The organism is Streptomyces sp. NPDC046197, from assembly GCF_040646295.1.
GTDB lineage: Bacteria > Actinomycetota > Actinomycetes > Streptomycetales > Streptomycetaceae > Streptomyces.
In genome coordinates this window covers 235,324-251,653 of record NZ_JBEYZY010000012.1, presented here as the reverse complement: position 1 = coordinate 251,653, position 16,330 = coordinate 235,324, and the positions used below count along the sequence as shown (strand labels likewise).

The window sequence follows — 16,330 nt, the reverse complement described above, 5'->3', positions numbered from 1 at the left end:
GTCCTCGTACTGGACGTACTTGGGCTTTCGGCCGGTGCGGCGAGAGTGCGTGCCGGGCGTCGCGACGGGGCGAACATTGCCTGCCGGGGCACTAGCCCGTATCCCGGTCCGCCGCCTCGGCGACATCCCGTTCCGCTGCCTCGGCGACGCGTTTGATGTTGGCCAGGCGCCGATCCCAGTCGGCCGCGAGCGAGGCCATCCACCGCGCCGTCGCGTCCAGTGCCGCGGGCCGGACCTCGTACCGAACCTCGCGTCCGACCCGGCTGCCGGAAACCAGCCCGGCGGCGTCCAGGACGGCGAGGTGCTTGACCACCGCCTGCCGCGAAACGGGAAGCCGTTCGGCGAGCGTCGTCGCGGTGGCCTCGCCCTGAGCGGCGAGCAGATCGAGCAGCCGGCGTCGCGTCGGGTCGGCGAGCGCGCCGAGGACGCTGTCGACGATCTCGGTGGCGCCAGGTCGGTCTTCCGTCACGTGGAGGGCTGTTCGGCGCGCGCCTTGAGCGCGTCGAGTTCCAGAGGCCAGCCTTCGCTGTGGTCCTTCAGGTTCTGACTGCGCAGTTCCTCGGAGCCGGCCAGCGCCGCGAACCCGCTTTCCACGACACGCAGGCGCGTCCGGTCCCCTTCCTGGGTCAGTGTGAACTCCACGAGGGTGCTGTTGTCCTCGCGCAGCTCTTCGCCGGGGAATGCGCTGGTCCAGCGGTAGGCCAGGTACGTAGGCGGCTGGACCTTCTCCACGCGCACCGGGAAGTCGCCGTGCTCGGGGTTCCGCGCCACCATCGACTCGCCTTCCTTGGCCACGGTGCCGGGCAGGCTCGCCTTGTCGGCGACCCAGAACCCGGGCTGGGCCACCAGTGACCAGACCCGTTCCAAGGGCGCCTCGATCAGGGTTTCGCGTTCGATCCGGTCCTCGCTCATGAGGGGACTCCTTCGTTTCCGCCATCGGATGTGCAACTCTAGAGTTGCACGCGGATCCCCGACACGCAACCCGAGAGTTGCACACGGATCCTGCCCCCTGCCGCCGGACCAGTGCCCCGGGGCGAACATTGCCTGTGGGGGCACTAGCGACCCGATCCGGCAGAGGGATCGGCGAACACGCCGTGGAGCATGCCGGTGGCCTGGCCGACCTCGATGAGGTAGCCGTCGGGGTCGCGCAGGTAGCAGCGCAGCTCGGCCTTCCGGTCAAGAGGCTCCGTGAGGAACTCGGCACCCTTGGCCACGGCGTCGGCGTAGAAGGCGCCGATGTCGGCGACACGGACGTTCAGGAAGCTGGAAACGGTGTCTGCGGTCCCCGGCGGTGCCAGGGTCACACCGGGCTTGTCCGGGGTGGGTCCCCCTCCGGGGTTCATGATGATCCAGCTGTTGGCCACCTTCACGATGGCCGGGTTCTCCTTCAGCACGACCTCACCGCCGAAGATCTCGGCGTAGAAGCGACTCGATCTCGCGACGTCGCGCACGGTCAGGAAATGAGTGAGAACAAGCCCCTGCTCGGGTGTGGGCAGATCGCCAGGAGTCGTCATCGCCGTGCCCCTTCTCGTGCGGGTGCGGAGCCAGGCCGTACACCGGGCCCACCACGTGCCGGGACCGGCTGAGCCCGGGTTCCCCGCTCGATCGGGGAACAAGCGGCCGGCGGTGCTCGCACGGCCATCGTTTCCCCTACTCGACCGCATTGGCCGCGAGAAGGCAGGTCGCAACGGTCAGCACGGCCGCCTGTGCGAGAAAACGGGCCGGGTGCTCGAATCACTCAGGCGGAGCAATGCGCGAGGCGCCACCACTCTGACGGGTGTTGCATGGCAGGGAGGAAGCGTCAGTACGAGGGTGCAGTCATGAAGACCCCGGCGCGAATATCAGGCGAATGTGATTCCCGACTCCCTCATTCAATGTCACGGCATCCGTGGACCGCCAGTGCCGTCTCAACAAGGAGATGCGTCGATGGAAATACCCCGGCTCACGCACAGTCGTCGTCACTTCCTCGGCGCCGCAGCCGCCGCTGCTGCGGCGACGGCCCAGTTCGGAATGGCCGGTAGTGTGCAGTACAAGCCGGAAGAACCTGTGGCTTACCCCGCAGACAACCCTGTGACACGCACATCCTTTGGTCCCGTGAAACAGATCAAAGCCGGCGATCTGAGCGTAGGGTATGTCGAGGCCGGACCTGTGCACGGGCAGCCGGTTGTACTTCTGCATGGCTGGCCCTACGACATTCACAGCTACGTCGCGGTCGCGCCTTTGCTCGCAGCGAAGGGATACAGGGTGGTTGTCCCTTATCTGCGAGGTCACGGCACGACGCGATTCCTTTCAAGCAAAACGCCCAGGAATGCCCAACAGTCGGCGTTCGCTGTTGACACCATCGCCCTGATGGACGCCCTCAGGATTGATAGGGCCATCCTCGCCGGGTACGACTGGGGATCACGGACGGGCGACATCATAGCGGCTCTCTGGCCGGAGCGCTGCAAGGCGCTGATCTCCGTGACCGGCTATCTGATCGTGAATGTCGAAGCCAATAAGATGCCGTCGCCACCGAAGAGCGAATGGGCATGGTGGTATCAATACTACTTCGCCACCGAAAGAGGTGTGCTTGGCCTCGAGGAGTACCGACACGACTTGGCCAAACTGGTGTGGCGGTTCAACTCTCCGACATGGAATTTCAGCGAAGCCACCTTCGATCGCACGGCAGCAGCTTTCCAAAACCCGGATTACGTCAGTATCGTGATCGACAATTACCGCTGGCGACTTGGGCTCGCGAAAGGTGAGCCCCGGTACGACGCCCTGGAAAAGCGTCTCGCCACGGCGCCTGTCATCGGGGTACCGACGATCACCATTGACGGAGCCCACGATCCGTTCACCCCGCCGGGAAACGGATCGGCTTATCGTAAGAAATTCACGGGAAAATACGCACACCGGACCCTGGCCGTAGGACACAACGTTCCGCAGGAGGCTCCGCAGGCCTTCGCAGAGGCTGTCGTAGAAGTCGATGGATTCTGACCTGAAGTGGCGTTGCCGGTCGAGATCCGCGACGGAGAGGGCGATGTGGTGGAAGGAGCGCACAGGCAAGTCGCTTGTCCTCCGCGATCCTGCCGATGGGGTGTGCCGCCACCCCGGCCGCCATCACGTCCGGTGATCGGCCCTCGGCGATCAGCGGTGCGGCCACTTGGACGGCGTGTGCGACCGAATCCTCGTCGACGTCGCACTGGACATAGCGGGCCGCACCGCCGGCTCGTTGATCCTGCGTACGGGTTACTTCGAGTGTCGCCACGGTACGTCCTCGGTACGTCCTGCGACGGTCACGGTGCAGCCGGCTGTGGCCAGGGCCAGTGCGCAGGCCCGGCCGATGCCGGTGCCGCCGCCGGTGACCAGTGCCGTAGCGCCTCCGAATTGCTGTTCCATATGTCTGCGTGCTCCTTCCGGCGGGCCGTCCCGATCTCCTCAGGGCGGCAGGTCACCGGGTGCTTCGGTGGGGGGCGCCGTCAGACGGCTGTCGCGGCGATCGCGGGCACGCCGATGGAGATCTGCCGCCGGCGGGTCTGTGCCGTAACGGGTTTCACCAGGTCTGATCGGCGGCGCGGACGAGGACCTCGTTGACGACACCCGGCGGTCGCGCGTGACGACGAAGGCAACCGCGTCGGCGATGTCCTCGGGACGCAGCATCTCCATCCCGGCCAGTTGCTGGTCCGGTGACGCCCTGATCTCGTCCCGCGAGTGTGTGACGAACTCGGTGTTCACCGTCCCCGGTTCGACCACGCTCACGCGCACTCGCTGTCGCATGACCTCCTGGCGCAGGGCCTCGGTGAACCCGTTCACGCCGAACTTCGTCATGCTGTGGACCGCCGTGCCCGGCCGGGCCACACGCCCGGCGGTCGATCTGATGTTGACCAGGTCCGCGACGCGGCGGGGGGAGTCCTCGGCGGCGCGCAGCAGATGCGGCAGCGCCGCGTGGGTGACATGCAGCAGGCCCTGCAGGTTCACCGTCAGCATGCGCTTCGCCGGCTGCGCCATGCTGCACGTCGACCCGCGCGGCCGACGCTGCTCTTCAGGACGGGCTGAACGCAGAGGCAACCGCAGACCGCATCCTTGGCGCCGCGGTCGCGGTGGATCACCTCGACGACATAGCCGTGCTGGTCATCCGCCGCGTCGCCAAGTGAGGTCGCGCAGCCCGTCAGCCGGTAGTTAGCCTGAACTCAGACCGTGGCACCGACGAGGCGTCCATCGCGATGTGCGTGGCTGGCCCGCCGGGCGGCGTAGGTGCCAGCGCCGCCCGCGTGGGGACACCAGCCTCAGACCTCCATATTCCGCCGGGCCCCGGAGCCACGCAGGCCTCCGCTGGTTCCGATCGAGGCACGCTCTCGCCCGACTTTCGCGGCGATGGCCGCACCTGCTGTCTGGGTGACGGGCATCGCACGTCCGCGTCCCCGGCTCCCCTTCGACCCGCCGGTGGCCGTGGCATGGAGTGTGTCCACGCAGTCACCCCGGTCAGAACCGACTCGGCATGCGCACACAGGGAGATTCCCATGACCGAGAGCCACGCGCAGACCCCGGCGACGCCGAGCATCCTCGTCGATCCGCTTCGCAATCGTGGCGTGGCCTTCACGCCCGAGGAGAGGGACGCGCTCGGCCTCACCGGGCGCCTGCCCTCTGGAGTGCTCACGCTCGAGCGGCAGGCACAACGTGCCTACCAGCAGATGCAGGTTCAGGACAGCGATCTCGCCAAGAACGTGTATCTGGAACAGCTGCATGATCGCAACGAAACCCTGTACTTCAAGGTACTCGGCGACCACCTCGCCGAGCTGTTGCCGATCGTGTACGACCCCACTGTGGGAGAGGCGATCGAGAAGTACTCACACGAGTACCGGCGCCCACGGGGCATTTTCCTGTCCATCGACCGGCCCGACGACATGGAAAAGGCCTTTGCCACGCTGCAACTCGGGCCCGAGAACGTGGACTTGATCGTGTGCACCGACGCGGAGGAGATCCTGGGCATCGGCGACTGGGGCGTGGGAGGGATCCAGATCTCGGTCGGGAAGCTCGCGGTGTACACGGCCGCCGCCGGCATCGACCCTCGCCGCGTCGTTGCTGTGTCGCTGGATGTGGGCACGGACCGCACATCGCTGCTGGAGGACCCGCTGTATCTGGGCAACCGGCACCCTCGCGTCCACGGCGCCGACTACGACGCGTTCATCGAGAAGTACCTGGAGACGGCATCGTCCACGTTTCCCAATGCGCTGCTGCACTTCGAGGACTTCGGTCCCAGCAACGCACGGCGGATCCTGGAGCAGTACGGCGGCCGGTACCGGATCTTCAACGACGACATGCAGGGCACCGGAGCCATCACGCTGGCCGCCGCCCTGTCCGCCGTCAGGGTCAGTGGCGTGCGGATGCGGGACCAGAAGCTGGTCGTCTTCGGCGCCGGAACCGCCGGGGTGGGCATCGCCGACCAGCTGCGGGACGCGATGATCCGCGACGGCGCGGATCCGGAGCAGGCCGCCGCCCAGGTATGGCTGATCGACAAACAGGGCCTGCTCACCCGTGACATGACCGATCTGCGCGACTTCCAGCAGACCTACGCGCGCGAACCGTCGGAGGTCGCGGACTGGGCCCGGAGCGATGGCGCGATCTCACTGCTGGAAGCGGTTCGCAGGGTCAAGCCGACGATCCTGCTGGGCACTTCCACGGTGCACGGCGCGTTCACCCGCGAGGTCGTCGAGGCCATGTCCGAGGGGACCGAGCGGCCGATCATCTTCCCGATCTCCAACCCCACCTCCAGGATCGAGGCCATGCCCGCCGACGTCCTCGTCTGGTCCAGGGGCAAGGCGCTCGTCGCGACCGGCATCCCCGTCGCGCCCGTGGAGTACGACGGCGTGACCTACCAGATCGGACAGGCCAACAACGCGCTGCTGTATCCGGGACTGGGTCTGGGCACGATCGTCTCCGAGGCGTCCCAGGTGACCGCGGGCATGCTGCTGGCGGCCGCGCAGGCCGTCGCGAACCAGGTCGACCCATCGGGGCCGGGCGCCTCCCTGCTGCCGCCTGTGGACAACCTCCGGGAGTCGTCCGCGATCACTGCGACCGCCGTAGTCAAGGCGGCGCTCGACGACGGCGTGGCCACCTCCAAGCCGGTCGACACCGCAGAGGCCGTCAGGGAGGCCATGTGGCAGCCGGTCTACACCGAGGGAGCCGCAGCATGAACACCCAACACTCCGCTGCCGACCGGTCCGGGTCGTCCGGCCGGGACGAAGCCCCGAAGATCCGCGACATCCCCATCGGAGTTCACGCGACCGGCACCCGGCGGGAGACCGACTCCATGGGGGCCATCGACGTCCCCGCGGACCGCTACTGGGGCGCCCAGACCCAACGCTCCCTGATCCACTTCTCCATCGGGGACGACCGGATGCCCAAGGCGGTCTACCACGCCTACGGCTACGTCAAGAAGGCCGCCGCCATCGTCAACGGGCGCGCCGGACGTCTCCCCCACTGGAAGGCCGACCTGATCCAACGAGTGGCCGACGAAGTCATCGCGGGTGAACTGGACGATCACTTCCCGCTGTACGTGTGGCAGACGGGCTCCGGGACGCAGTCCAACATGAATACCAACGAGGTGATCAGCAACCGCGCCATCCAACTGGCCGGCGGGGAACTGGGCAGCAAGTCCCCGGTCCATCCCAACGACCACGTCAACATGGGGCAGTCTTCCAACGACACCTTCCCCACCGCCATGCACATCGCCGCGGTCAAGGAGATCCACGAGCACCTGTTGCCCAGCGTGCAGGCACTGCAGCACGCCATCGAGAACAAGGCTCGGCAGTGGCACGACGTGGTGAAGATCGGCCGCACCCACCTGGAGGACGCCGTTCCCCTCACCGTGGGGCAGGAATGGTCCGGCTACGCCCACCAACTGCAACAAGCCATCGACCGGGTGACCAGCGCCGCCGAGGGGCTCTACGAGCTCGCCATGGGCGGCACCGCGGTGGGGACGGGACTCAACGCACCACCCGGATTCGGTAAGCAGGTCGCGGCGGAGATCGCCGAGGCGACGGGTTACCCGTTCACCACCGCGCAGAACAAATTCGCCGCCCAGGGCGGCCTGGACGCCATGGCCGGCGCCTCCGCGGGGCTGCGGGCCCTGGCCGTGCCCCTGATGAAGATCGCCAACGACATCCGCTGGCTGGCCTCCGGGCCCCGCTGCGGCCTCGACGAACTCATCCTCCCGGCGAACGAGCCCGGCTCCTCGATCATGCCCGGCAAGGTCAACCCGACCCAGTGCGAGGCGATGGTCATGGTCTGCATCCAGGTGCTGTCCGAGGACGAGGCCATCGCCTTCGCCGGCACACAGGGCAACTTCGAACTCAACGCCATGCGTCCGGTCATCATCAACAACTTTCTGCACGCAGCGACCATCCTCGCCGACGCCTGTACCAAGATGCGCGAATACTGCATCGACGGCGCCCAGCTCAACCGGGACCAGATCGACGCCTACGTCGACCGGTCCCTCATGCTGGTCACCGCCCTCTCGCCCGTGATCGGCTACGACAGGGCCTCCGCGATCGCCCACAAGGCCAACGACGAGGACACCACCCTGCGCGCGGCAGCGGTGGCCTCCGGCTACATCAGTGCCAAGGACTTCGACCGCATCGTCAAACCCGCCGCCATGGTCGGCCGGACATAGGGCAGCCGCCAGGGCCTTGGCCACCGAAATCTTCCGAGTCGTCCGACACCGGTGGCCTGCACCCGTTCGAGTTGCCCATGCGGCGCGCGGAAGCGAACCTGCTTAAGGAGGAACCCGCCCCCGGCCGGCACTGGGAACCCAGCTGTCCCGGGGAACCTGTGCAGCGGCTCGGCCCTTCCCACCGGCCGGGCCCGCCCCGAACACCGATGACGCCCATCCGGAAGGCACAACGGTGACACAGCAGACAACGCACACGAGTGCGGCATGGCCGCGGCTCCGGGTGGCCGACTGGGTCGAAACCAGAGACACCCTGCACATGTGGACCCAGATCGTCGGCAAAGTGCGCCTGGCCCACGCACCACTGATAAACCACTGGTGGCAGGTCACGCTGTACGTCAGTCCACGCGGGCTGACCACTTCGGTCATCCCGTACGGATCCGGAGCCTTCGATATCGAGTTCGACTTCATCGACCACCAGCTGTGCATCCGCACCAGCGATGGCGCCGTCCGCAGAGTGGCCCTGGAGCCCAAGCCCGTGGCCCGGTTCTACGCCGAGACGATGCGCGCCCTGGGCGAGGTGGGGATCGAGGCGCGGATACAGGCGCATCCGAACGAAGTGGAACCGGCGATCCCGTTCGCCGAGGATGACCGCCACGCTTCCTACGACGCCGCCGCGGCCCGCCTCTTCTGGCAGCAACTGATGCAGGCCCGTCGCGTCATGGGCGATTTCCGCTCACGCTTCACGGGCAAGGTCAGCCCCGTGCACTACTTCTGGGGGGCCATGGACCTGGCCTGCACGAGGTTCTCCGGCCGCTCCGCCCCACAACACCCGGGCGGCGCACCCCACTGCGGTGACTGGGTGATGGTGGAAGGCTACTCCCGCGAGCTGAGCAGCTGCGGCTTCTGGCCCGGCGGCGGCGAGGAAGGCGCCTTCTACGCCTATGCCTACCCGGAGCCCGACGGCTTCGCCGATCACCCTGTCACTCCGGCCGCTGCCTTCTACAGCAGGGAAAACGGCCAGTTCCTCCTGCCGTACGAGGACGTTCGCACCGCCAGTGACCCGGATGACGTGCTCATCGCATTCCTTCAGAGCACCTATGAGGCGGCAGCCGAACGTGGACGGTGGGACCGCGCATGGCTCGAATGCGACCCCCATCGCCTGCAGGACTTTCAGTGACAGGGACTCGATCGGCGGGCTCGTCGTCGGTCGGCCGGGGACGTTGGGAGCGACCGGCGCGCGGGCCGACGGCCGGAGAAACCGCGTCAGATACGTCCGCCGGTGAAGCGGGTGATGGGCCCCTGTGTGCGGCGACCCGCACGGCGGCCCACCGTGTAGGACGCGGCGCTGAGAGCGGCCAGACCGCCGCCCAGTCCGGCGGCGACGAGCTTGCGCCGGGCGATGACCGCCCAGGCCGTCTTCGCGGTGGCCGCAGCGCGTCCGGAGGCCGCGACGATCGCCTGGCGGCCGGCTTCCACGTTCTTCGCCGCACTGTGCACGACCCCGTTCGCCGCATCGACGGCCTCGGCGGCGCCGGACTTGGCCGCTGTCGCGGCGTCATCGGCCTTCGCCGCGGCGCCCGTGGCGGCGCGCGTGGCCGGCGCGGTCGCCTTGTCGGCGGTGCGCCGGGCCTTGGCCGCGGTCGCGCGCTGGCGTTCGGTCTTTTGGTGGGTGTTGTTGTTCGGTTCGCTCATGTCCAGCGCGTTGCCCGTCAGGCCGACGGCAAACACGACCGGGCGGCGTCAACTGCCGTCCCGTCCAACGGCGGTCCGCGTTGCCCGGCCTGGCGCATCTTCCGGGGGAGGTTCCCGGATCCCGGGCACGAGGAAAACACTTTGCTCCTTCACGGAGAGTGGCCAGAATCAGCGCGTGCAGATTCTGTCGTTCGCTGAAGAGGCCACGCCGTTCGAGTTGCGTGCGCAGGTGCGGGAGCTCCAGGAGCAGGCGTGGCCGTCTTCCCCCGGGTCGGTCGTTCCTGCCGACGCTCCGGTCCACGATCTTGCGCTGCGGCCCTTGTCGCTGCTGCTCGTGGACGACGGAGTGGTCCTCGCGGCGCTGGACGTCCTGTCCAAGGAGATCGTCCACGCAGGTGGGCGCTATGCCGCCGGCGGGCTCAGCACGGTGGTGACGCGGCGGGAGGCCCGTGGCCGCGGGCACGGCCGACACCTGGTGACGGCGGCCCGGGAGACGATGATCGCGCTGAACCTGGATCTGGGGTTGTTCACCTGCGACAGCCCACTGCGGGCGTTCTACGAGAGTGCGGGCTGGCGGGTGCTTCCGGGTTCCGTGCTGATCGGCGGGACTCCCGAGGATCCCTTTCCCAGCGACTCGCCCGGCTTCCACAAGGTCACCATGGCCGACTTCTTCTCGCCCGAGGGCCAGAAGGCCGAGGAGGCATTCCGGGACAGTCGTATCGAGCTGTATCCCGGAGAGATCGACAAGCTCTGGTGACGCTGCCTGCAGGGACCTGCCGCACGGCGGGGCCGGGACCTCGTGGAGGTCCCGGCCTCTGGCGGGCTCGGCCGTCGTCGCCCTTACTGGATGGTCCAGCCCACGCTGCCGACGCCCGTGCTGTAGAACGCGCACACGCCCGTGGACTCGCCGTACTGCCCCGGGGCCAGCGTCACCCACTGGCCGGAGACGTCCGGTGCCCAGCCGCAGACGATTTCGGCGCGGAAGGTGATGGTGCGTCCGGTGTTGTTGGTGCAGCCCGCGATGCCCTCGTTCGGGTCGTTGTTGTGCACCCAGCCGTCGCAGTCGACGCCGTCCCGCGCGGCCTGGGCGACCTGGGCGGCCTGGGCCGGAAGGGCGATGCCGCCGAGAGACAGGGCCAGGGCGGAGAGCGTCGTCGCGAGTCCGGTGGTGAGGATCTTCTTTCGGTTCACGTGTTCCCCCGTGAGGTGGTTCCCGTTGTCTGAGCTTGCTCGATCAGTGAAGACCACCGGCGCTACGGTGTGAACCTGAGAATTGACAGGGTCGCGGGGTGCTCGCCGGTGAACCGCTCGCTCGTGCGCCGCTCGCGCCCGAGGGGGTCACGAGGGAACACGAGTGGTCATCGGCCCTCCGTTCCACGGATGGTGCCCGCCAGTTCCTCGGCGAGCCGCGGGCTCGCCGTGACCACGCCCGACCAGCGGCGGGTGAGGTCGGGGTCGATCTCCAGCGGCCGGCCGTGCACATCGATCACCGCGCCGCCCGCTGCGGGTACGGTCACCATCGCGGCCGCCAGGTCCACGATCCGGTGGGTGTCGGATCCGGCGTCGGCGAACGCGTCCGTCGACCCCTCGGCCACCAGCATCGCTTCCAGGCAACTCGTCGACAGGATGCGGATCCTGGAGGCCCGCGTCGCCACCCGCCACCATGCGTCGGCGATGTGAGGCTGCGGCCGCAGCAGACTCACGGCGGCGCCGTCGAGCTCCGTTCGGCCACTGGTCCGGTACGACGAAGGCCGCCCCGCCACCGTGTGCCTGCAACGCCCGGTGTCCAGCCAGCAGGTCAACGCCTCCGTCGGCACGCCGTCCACCGCGGCCACGCCCGCGAAGGCGGGCAGCGGGACGCCCGAGACGGCATTCGCCGTGCCGTCCACCGGGTCGGTGACGAGTGTCACCGCGGAGCCGTTGTCGATGCCGCCCAGCTCCTCACTGAGCAGATTGATCCGGTGGGTTTCCAAGACCTCGGCGATCGCGGTGTCCACCAGGATGTCCGGCCGCATCATCGGCGTACCGTCCGCACCGCCGAGCGGCACCCGGACGACGAGGAGCTCCAACCGGAGAGCGCACGCACCCTCGGCCGCCAGGGCGGAGCCATGACACCGGAGGAGGTCGCCGCGTTCGAGGCCGACCCCGACTTCGCGGCGGCGGTGGCTCTGCGCCGCGCCGATGACGCGGCACAGAGTCGTCGGTCTGCGTGTGCCCGGGGTGGACCACTGGCAGGCGACCGTGCAACGTGTGGCCACCGCGGCGGCCCAGAGGTGCCTCGGCTGAGCAGTCTCAGCCCCCGTACTGCCCGATCAGACGGTGCGTCAGCTCCATGAGGCGTCGGCGTGCCTCGCCGTCGTACGCCTGCTCGTGCGCGCGAGCCTCCGTGAACTGGTCGAAGTAGCGGCCGGTGGTGGATTCCAGATCCGGGTCGGTGATCAGCCGCACGGTCGGCCGTACGCCCTCGTCGATGCTCGTCGCCGGGGTGAGGCCGTATTCGCGTACGCCTCTGGTGTCCATCAGATGGGCCGGGTGGAGGGTGTTCACGGTGACGCCGGTGCCGTCCAGTTCCGCGGCCAGCTCGAACGTCGCCATGATCATCGCGAGCTTGCTCCGGCAGTAGGCGCGCAGCCCCTCGTAGTCGTGCTCCAGCATGACGTCGTCGAAGTCGATGGCGTCCTGGCCGATCGAGGCCACGTTCACCACGCGGGCCGGGGCCGATGCGGTGAGCAGCGGCAGCAGGTCGCGGATGAGGGCGTACGGGGCGAGGTGGTTGACGGCGAACCGCAGCTCGTACCCCTGTCTGCTCAGCTCCCGCCTCAAGGGCTCGGAACCGCCACCGGCAACCGCGTTGTTGACCAGCGCGTCGAGCCGGGGCTCCGCCGCACGCACCTGGGCGGCCATCGCGTGTACCTGGTCGAGGTCGGCCAGGTCCGCGAGATAGGTACGGACCGTGGCGGCCGGGGCGGTGGCGCGGATCTCGTCCGCCACCGCGTCGAGGCGGGTGCGGTCGCGGCCGTGCAGCAGCACGGTGTCGCCGCGTGCGGCCAGGTCGAGTGCGATACCTCGGCCCAGTCCCTGGGTCGCTCCGGTGATCAGAGTCGTGCGTTGGTTCATGGCTGTGATCTTTGCAGGCGTGGTGCGGCCCTGGCAGTGTGTGCCGAGCCTGGTGTCGCCACCACCAGCCAGGTCTCCCCCACGCCGTTCACCGGCCGACGGGCGCGGCACACATCGCTCGGTGTTCGTTCCCGAAATCTTCGAAGATCACGTACGATCCCTATCGAAAATCGATCAACTGTTGCAGTCACCCGCTTAGTTGGAGAAACCTCCACACCTTGACCAAGGGTGACGGCTCAGGGGGAAGGAAGAAACCGATGAAGTCATCCAGCCTGCGGCGAGGTCTCGCCGGTGCCGCGGCCGCTGCTCTTCTGGCCGGTGCGGGGGTCCTGGCGACCGCGCCTTCGGCGGCGGCCAAGGCCAACCTGATCGCCATCGACAAGGTGTCGTTCCACGCCCCGAGCGTGCAGGTGCAGGTCACCTACTCCTGCGACCCGGGCATGGACCACGAGCTCGTGGCCAACGCGACCACGCTCAGGAAGAACACCCACCTCCAGGCGATCGCAGCGGGCACCATCAAGAAGGACAAGCTCGTCTGCGACTACAACGACCACGTCGCGCAGATCACGATGCGCACGGCCGTCGGCTCGCAGTTCGAAAAGGGGGACAAGGTCAAGGTCACAGTCTTCTACTTCGACAACGACGGGTTCAGCTACGCCAACCAGGACACCGTCGCCACCCTGTAAGGCGGCCTTCGCCCCGGCGGACGGCACATGCGTGGCCGTGAGACCGCGCATGGCGTCCGCCGGGGCGGATCCGTCCGCCGAAGCCCAGCCGTCCACGACGCTCGCGCCGGTGCGAGTTGAGCCTCGACTCCAAGGGCGCCGGGCGTCACGCTTTGCCGACGACCAGCAGGACGAATGCCGTGACGATGAGGCCGACGCGCACATAATGGAACCGGTCCCAGCGGCCGACCTGCTGCCTCCAGTCCGCCGGGACACTGTCCCGCGTCCACCGGGCCACGCGTGAGTTGATCGGGACGAGCAGGGCGATCGACATCAGCACGCTCACGACGAGCAGGGCGGTGGCCGCGACGACGAGTCCCGCCCCCGTATCGCCCCACGCCACGACCGCCCAGAGGATGCCGAGCACCACTGAGCCGATGTACCAGAACGGCATCACCCTGCCCAGAACCCGGGCTCCGTCGCTGCGAGCCGCGAGGCCGCCGTCGTTCGGCAGCCGGTCGAGGATCGGATTGACGAAGACCGCCACCGCGAACTCCACGCCCACCAGCAGGCCGACGACCACGACCGTGACGACGGCCAGTGCGTCCTGCATGTTCCCCTCCGAGGCTCGACACGCCATCCAGCGCTGCTAGCATCTGATTCAATGCTGGCCGAACGCCGCTCGATTGGCTAGCAAAGCTAGGGGAACCAGGTGCGCACAGCCCCGTTGCCGCCCCCGCCCGTCTCGATCGAGCACTTACTGCTCCTGCTGCTCGTATCGCCCGACGGCCTCCGGGGTGACGGGCGCGAAGAAGTTGACCAGGTTGCCGTCCGGGTCCCTGAACAGCAGTGAACGGTTGCCCCACGGCTGCGTGGTCGGCCCGCTCACGATCTCCGCACCCAAGTCGTTGCGGTTCCTGAGGCTTTCGTAGGCGCGGTCCACATCGGCCACGCGGAACTCGACGATCACGCTCTGGTTGGCGGCCGGCCGGGGTGCCTGCGCACCGAGCCCCTGCACCGTGCGGGTGCCGGCAAGGGCGAGGGTCCCGCCGGCCGTGATGATCTCCGCGAAGTCGTCCGTGGACCTCTTCGCCGCCAGACCCGTGGCGCTCTCGTAGAACTCGACCAGTCGGCCGACGTCCTCCGTGATGACGCGGATCGAAGCAAACCGCATGGCAACCTCCCGTGAGATGTGATGTGCCGTGCGGCAGACTGTATGGCCGATACCGGACAGAAACCGCCCGGTATTCAGAGGAGAGTTGCCGACATGAGTCGTCCTACTGCTCGGGTGCTCGCCCTGCTGGAAATCCTCCAGGCCGGCGGTGTCCACCCCGTTGCCGACATCGCCGAACGGCTGGGCGTGGATGCGCGTACGGTCCGCCGGTACGTCGACCACCTCGCCGACCTCGATGTGCCGGTCGAGTCGGTGCGGGGACGGTACGGGGGCTATCGTCTCGCCCGCGGGTACCGGATTCCCCCGCTGATGCTGACCGACGACGAAGCACTGGCCACGTTGCTCGGCTTGATGACCGTGCGGCGGGCCGGGCTCGCCGCCACGCCCGCCACGGCCGCCGACATCGCGGCCGCCAAGCTCCGTCGGGTGCTGCCTCGACCGCTCGGCCGACGCCTCGAAGCGCTGCTGGCGATGACGGAGTTCACCACGGCGAGCGAGGACGCCGGCACCGGGCCGGGTGGCCGCATCCTGCTGAGCCTCGCGGAAGCCGCCTGGGACCGGCACCAGGTCCGCATCCACTACTGCACCCGTGACGGCAGACGCAGCCAACGGGTTCTCCACCCCTACGGTCTCGTGGCCCACTCGGGCCGGTGGTACGTCACCGGCGCGGACACGGCCGGCGGGGAGATCCGCACGTTCCGGGCGGACCGCATCGATCACCTGGAGGTACTGCCCGGTTCCTTCGACGAGCCGGCCGGCTTCGACGCCCGAGCGCAGGTCCTGGACGGTCTCGCTCGGAATCCGTGGACGTACGACGTGAGACTGCGCGTTCAAGCAACGCGCGCCCGCATCCGCTCACAGTTCCCCGAAGGAATCGCCGTCCTCGACGACACCCCTCCGGCGTCGCACACGCCCGTGCGACCAGAGGACGGTGCCGAGCCGGCGCCGCGGGAGAGCTGGGTCCGCGTCCGCCTGCGCGCCGAGCGGCTCGACTGGATCCCGCCTCTGCTCGCGGCGCTGGACCGCCCGTTCGTCATCGAGCAGCCGAGCCAACTACGGGACCTCGTATCCGACTTCGCGCAACGCCTCGCCCGGTTCGCGTCCCCGCAGGATTCCCGTTGATCATCCGGTAACCGGCGCCGAGCCCATGGGAGGGCGTCAGACATCGTCGCCCGTCCGATGGCCCGTTCACCCCGTCCCCGCCGGTTTCCACCCCCAAGCGGTCAGCATGCCGGGCGACAGTCCGGCGCATGTGGGCGAGTCCAGCCAGATCACGGCTTCGTCGATCCCGGCGTCGTCCACCAGGCCCGTCCCCACCATCGCGACACGTGCCCGGGCCCAAGTTCCCGCCCAGAAGCGGCTGATGGGGCTGCCCGGCTCCAGGGGCGGCACATGGATTTCGGCAGCCACGGGTGCCAGCCCCGCCGCGAGCATCAGCCGAGGACAGTGCGGCACCCACGAGATGTCGGTGCCGATCGTCTCGCGCAGTCCCCGCCACATCGCCCGCATGGCGAGGATGTACGGCGTGTCCGGGGCGTCGTCGGTCGTCACGTCCACCGCGTCACTCAGCACGAGTACACCTCCCGGCACGAGCAGCCGGGCCAGTTGCCGCACCATCCGAGCGGGGTCCGGCAGATGCATCAGCACGAACCTGGCGTGGACGAGATCGAAAAGACCGGGCGCGAAGCGGTCGGAGGTCACATCGGTCTCGAGGGCGGTCAGTCCCGCGACGGGCTCGGACCTGAGGAACCGGATGTCCCGGTCCGCGGCGACGACCTCGGCGACGCCCGCTTCGCGCAGCAGCAGGCGTGCCACCGTCCCGGTTCCGGCGCCCACGTCCAGACAACGCCAGCCCGGACCGGCACCCAGCTGCCGCAGCCGCGCGATCGTCGTGGCGTCGTACACGAGCGCCGCAAGGTCGATCCGCTCCGCCTCACCCTCGTCCTGCGGGCGGAACACCCGCTCGCCGTAACGTCCGGGGCCCTCGGATCCCTGAGGGCTCCGGGAGCCGGCCTCACGTGCCACACGTCC

General features: G+C 68.5%; 19 protein-coding genes. 7 read left to right on the top strand and 12 right to left on the bottom strand.

Annotated elements, in window-relative coordinates; translation table 11 throughout:
* Positions 1-91: 91 nt before the first annotated feature.
* From AB0A61_RS19510 to AB0A61_RS19500, 3 genes are all read right to left on the bottom strand, one after another.
* Positions 92-469: a metalloregulator ArsR/SmtB family transcription factor gene (locus AB0A61_RS19510; RefSeq protein WP_361293248.1), complete on the bottom strand. Its 378-nt coding sequence runs from the start codon at positions 467-469 to the stop codon at positions 92-94.
* The gene (locus AB0A61_RS19505) at positions 466-912 is read right to left on the bottom strand and encodes an SRPBCC domain-containing protein (RefSeq protein WP_361293246.1); all 447 of its coding nucleotides are present in this window, start codon (positions 910-912) and stop codon (positions 466-468) included. Before AB0A61_RS19505 ends, AB0A61_RS19510 begins: the two co-directional genes overlap by 4 nt.
* A gap of 143 nt (positions 913-1,055) precedes the next feature.
* Positions 1,056-1,514, bottom strand: coding sequence for a VOC family protein (locus AB0A61_RS19500; RefSeq protein WP_361293244.1), 459 nt, complete (start codon positions 1,512-1,514; stop codon positions 1,056-1,058).
* A 412-nt stretch (positions 1,515-1,926) separates the two neighbouring features.
* Between AB0A61_RS19500 and AB0A61_RS19495 the strand changes: the two genes are divergently transcribed.
* Positions 1,927-2,976, top strand: a complete 1,050-nt coding sequence (locus AB0A61_RS19495) for an alpha/beta hydrolase (RefSeq protein WP_361293242.1) — start codon at positions 1,927-1,929, stop codon at positions 2,974-2,976.
* A 252-nt stretch (positions 2,977-3,228) separates the two neighbouring features.
* On the opposite strand, the gene AB0A61_RS19490 is transcribed toward AB0A61_RS19495, so the two are convergent.
* Positions 3,229-3,378, bottom strand: a complete 150-nt coding sequence (locus AB0A61_RS19490) for an SDR family NAD(P)-dependent oxidoreductase (RefSeq protein ID WP_361293240.1) — start codon at positions 3,376-3,378, stop codon at positions 3,229-3,231.
* 39 nt (positions 3,379-3,417) lie between these two features.
* Positions 3,418-3,987, bottom strand: coding sequence for an SDR family NAD(P)-dependent oxidoreductase (locus tag AB0A61_RS19485; RefSeq protein WP_361293238.1), 570 nt, complete (start codon positions 3,985-3,987; stop codon positions 3,418-3,420).
* Between the two features lie 512 nt (positions 3,988-4,499).
* Here AB0A61_RS19485 and AB0A61_RS19480 point away from each other — a divergent pair.
* The 3 genes from AB0A61_RS19480 (at position 4,500) to AB0A61_RS19470 (ending at position 8,828) form a co-directional block, all read left to right on the top strand.
* A complete protein-coding gene (locus AB0A61_RS19480) occupies positions 4,500-6,173 on the top strand; it encodes an NAD-dependent malic enzyme (RefSeq protein ID WP_361293236.1) in 1,674 nt (557 codons plus the stop codon).
* On the top strand, positions 6,170-7,651 hold the full coding sequence (gene fumC / locus AB0A61_RS19475; protein WP_361293234.1) for a class II fumarate hydratase: 1,482 nt from the start codon (positions 6,170-6,172) through the stop codon (positions 7,649-7,651). The genes AB0A61_RS19480 and fumC overlap by 4 nt, the downstream gene beginning before the upstream one ends.
* Positions 7,652-7,883: 232 nt before the next feature.
* A complete protein-coding gene (locus tag AB0A61_RS19470) occupies positions 7,884-8,828 on the top strand; it encodes a DUF5996 family protein (RefSeq protein WP_361293232.1) in 945 nt (314 codons plus the stop codon).
* An 86-nt stretch (positions 8,829-8,914) separates the two neighbouring features.
* On the opposite strand, the gene AB0A61_RS19465 is transcribed toward AB0A61_RS19470, so the two are convergent.
* Positions 8,915-9,343: a hypothetical protein gene (locus AB0A61_RS19465; protein WP_361293230.1), complete on the bottom strand. Its 429-nt coding sequence runs from the start codon at positions 9,341-9,343 to the stop codon at positions 8,915-8,917.
* A 175-nt stretch (positions 9,344-9,518) separates the two neighbouring features.
* On the opposite strand from AB0A61_RS19465, the gene AB0A61_RS19460 reads away from it, so the two are divergent.
* Positions 9,519-10,100 (top strand): GNAT family N-acetyltransferase, encoded by a 582-nt coding sequence (locus AB0A61_RS19460; RefSeq protein ID WP_361293228.1) that lies wholly within the window; start codon positions 9,519-9,521, stop codon positions 10,098-10,100.
* An 83-nt stretch (positions 10,101-10,183) separates the two neighbouring features.
* On the opposite strand, the gene AB0A61_RS19455 is transcribed toward AB0A61_RS19460, so the two are convergent.
* The 3 genes from AB0A61_RS19455 to AB0A61_RS19445 form a co-directional block, all read right to left on the bottom strand.
* Complete coding sequence (locus tag AB0A61_RS19455) at positions 10,184-10,534, bottom strand: hypothetical protein (protein WP_361293226.1); 351 nt, start codon at positions 10,532-10,534, stop codon at positions 10,184-10,186.
* 167 nt (positions 10,535-10,701) lie between these two features.
* Positions 10,702-11,412, bottom strand: a complete 711-nt coding sequence (locus tag AB0A61_RS19450; protein WP_361293224.1) for an inositol monophosphatase family protein — start codon at positions 11,410-11,412, stop codon at positions 10,702-10,704.
* Between the two features lie 223 nt (positions 11,413-11,635).
* On the bottom strand, positions 11,636-12,460 hold the full coding sequence (locus tag AB0A61_RS19445; RefSeq protein WP_361293222.1) for an SDR family NAD(P)-dependent oxidoreductase: 825 nt from the start codon (positions 12,458-12,460) through the stop codon (positions 11,636-11,638).
* Between the two features lie 257 nt (positions 12,461-12,717).
* Here AB0A61_RS19445 and AB0A61_RS19440 point away from each other — a divergent pair, with 257 nt between their 5' ends.
* Positions 12,718-13,146, top strand: coding sequence for a hypothetical protein (locus AB0A61_RS19440; RefSeq protein ID WP_361293220.1), 429 nt, complete (start codon positions 12,718-12,720; stop codon positions 13,144-13,146).
* 145 nt (positions 13,147-13,291) lie between these two features.
* On the opposite strand, the gene AB0A61_RS19435 is transcribed toward AB0A61_RS19440, so the two are convergent.
* Entirely contained in the window at positions 13,292-13,738 is a 447-nt protein-coding gene (locus AB0A61_RS19435) for a DUF1772 domain-containing protein (RefSeq protein WP_361293218.1), read from the bottom strand.
* Between the two features lie 144 nt (positions 13,739-13,882).
* Positions 13,883-14,299 (bottom strand): VOC family protein, encoded by a 417-nt coding sequence (locus AB0A61_RS19430; protein ID WP_361293216.1) that lies wholly within the window; start codon positions 14,297-14,299, stop codon positions 13,883-13,885.
* A gap of 93 nt (positions 14,300-14,392) precedes the next feature.
* Between AB0A61_RS19430 and AB0A61_RS19425 the strand changes: the two genes are divergently transcribed.
* On the top strand, positions 14,393-15,421 hold the full coding sequence (locus AB0A61_RS19425; protein ID WP_361293214.1) for a YafY family protein: 1,029 nt from the start codon (positions 14,393-14,395) through the stop codon (positions 15,419-15,421).
* Positions 15,422-15,487: 66 nt separating this feature from the next.
* On the opposite strand, the gene AB0A61_RS19420 is transcribed toward AB0A61_RS19425, so the two are convergent.
* On the bottom strand, positions 15,488-16,324 hold the full coding sequence (locus tag AB0A61_RS19420) for a class I SAM-dependent methyltransferase (RefSeq protein WP_361293212.1): 837 nt from the start codon (positions 16,322-16,324) through the stop codon (positions 15,488-15,490).
* Between the last annotated feature and the right edge of the window lie 6 nt (positions 16,325-16,330).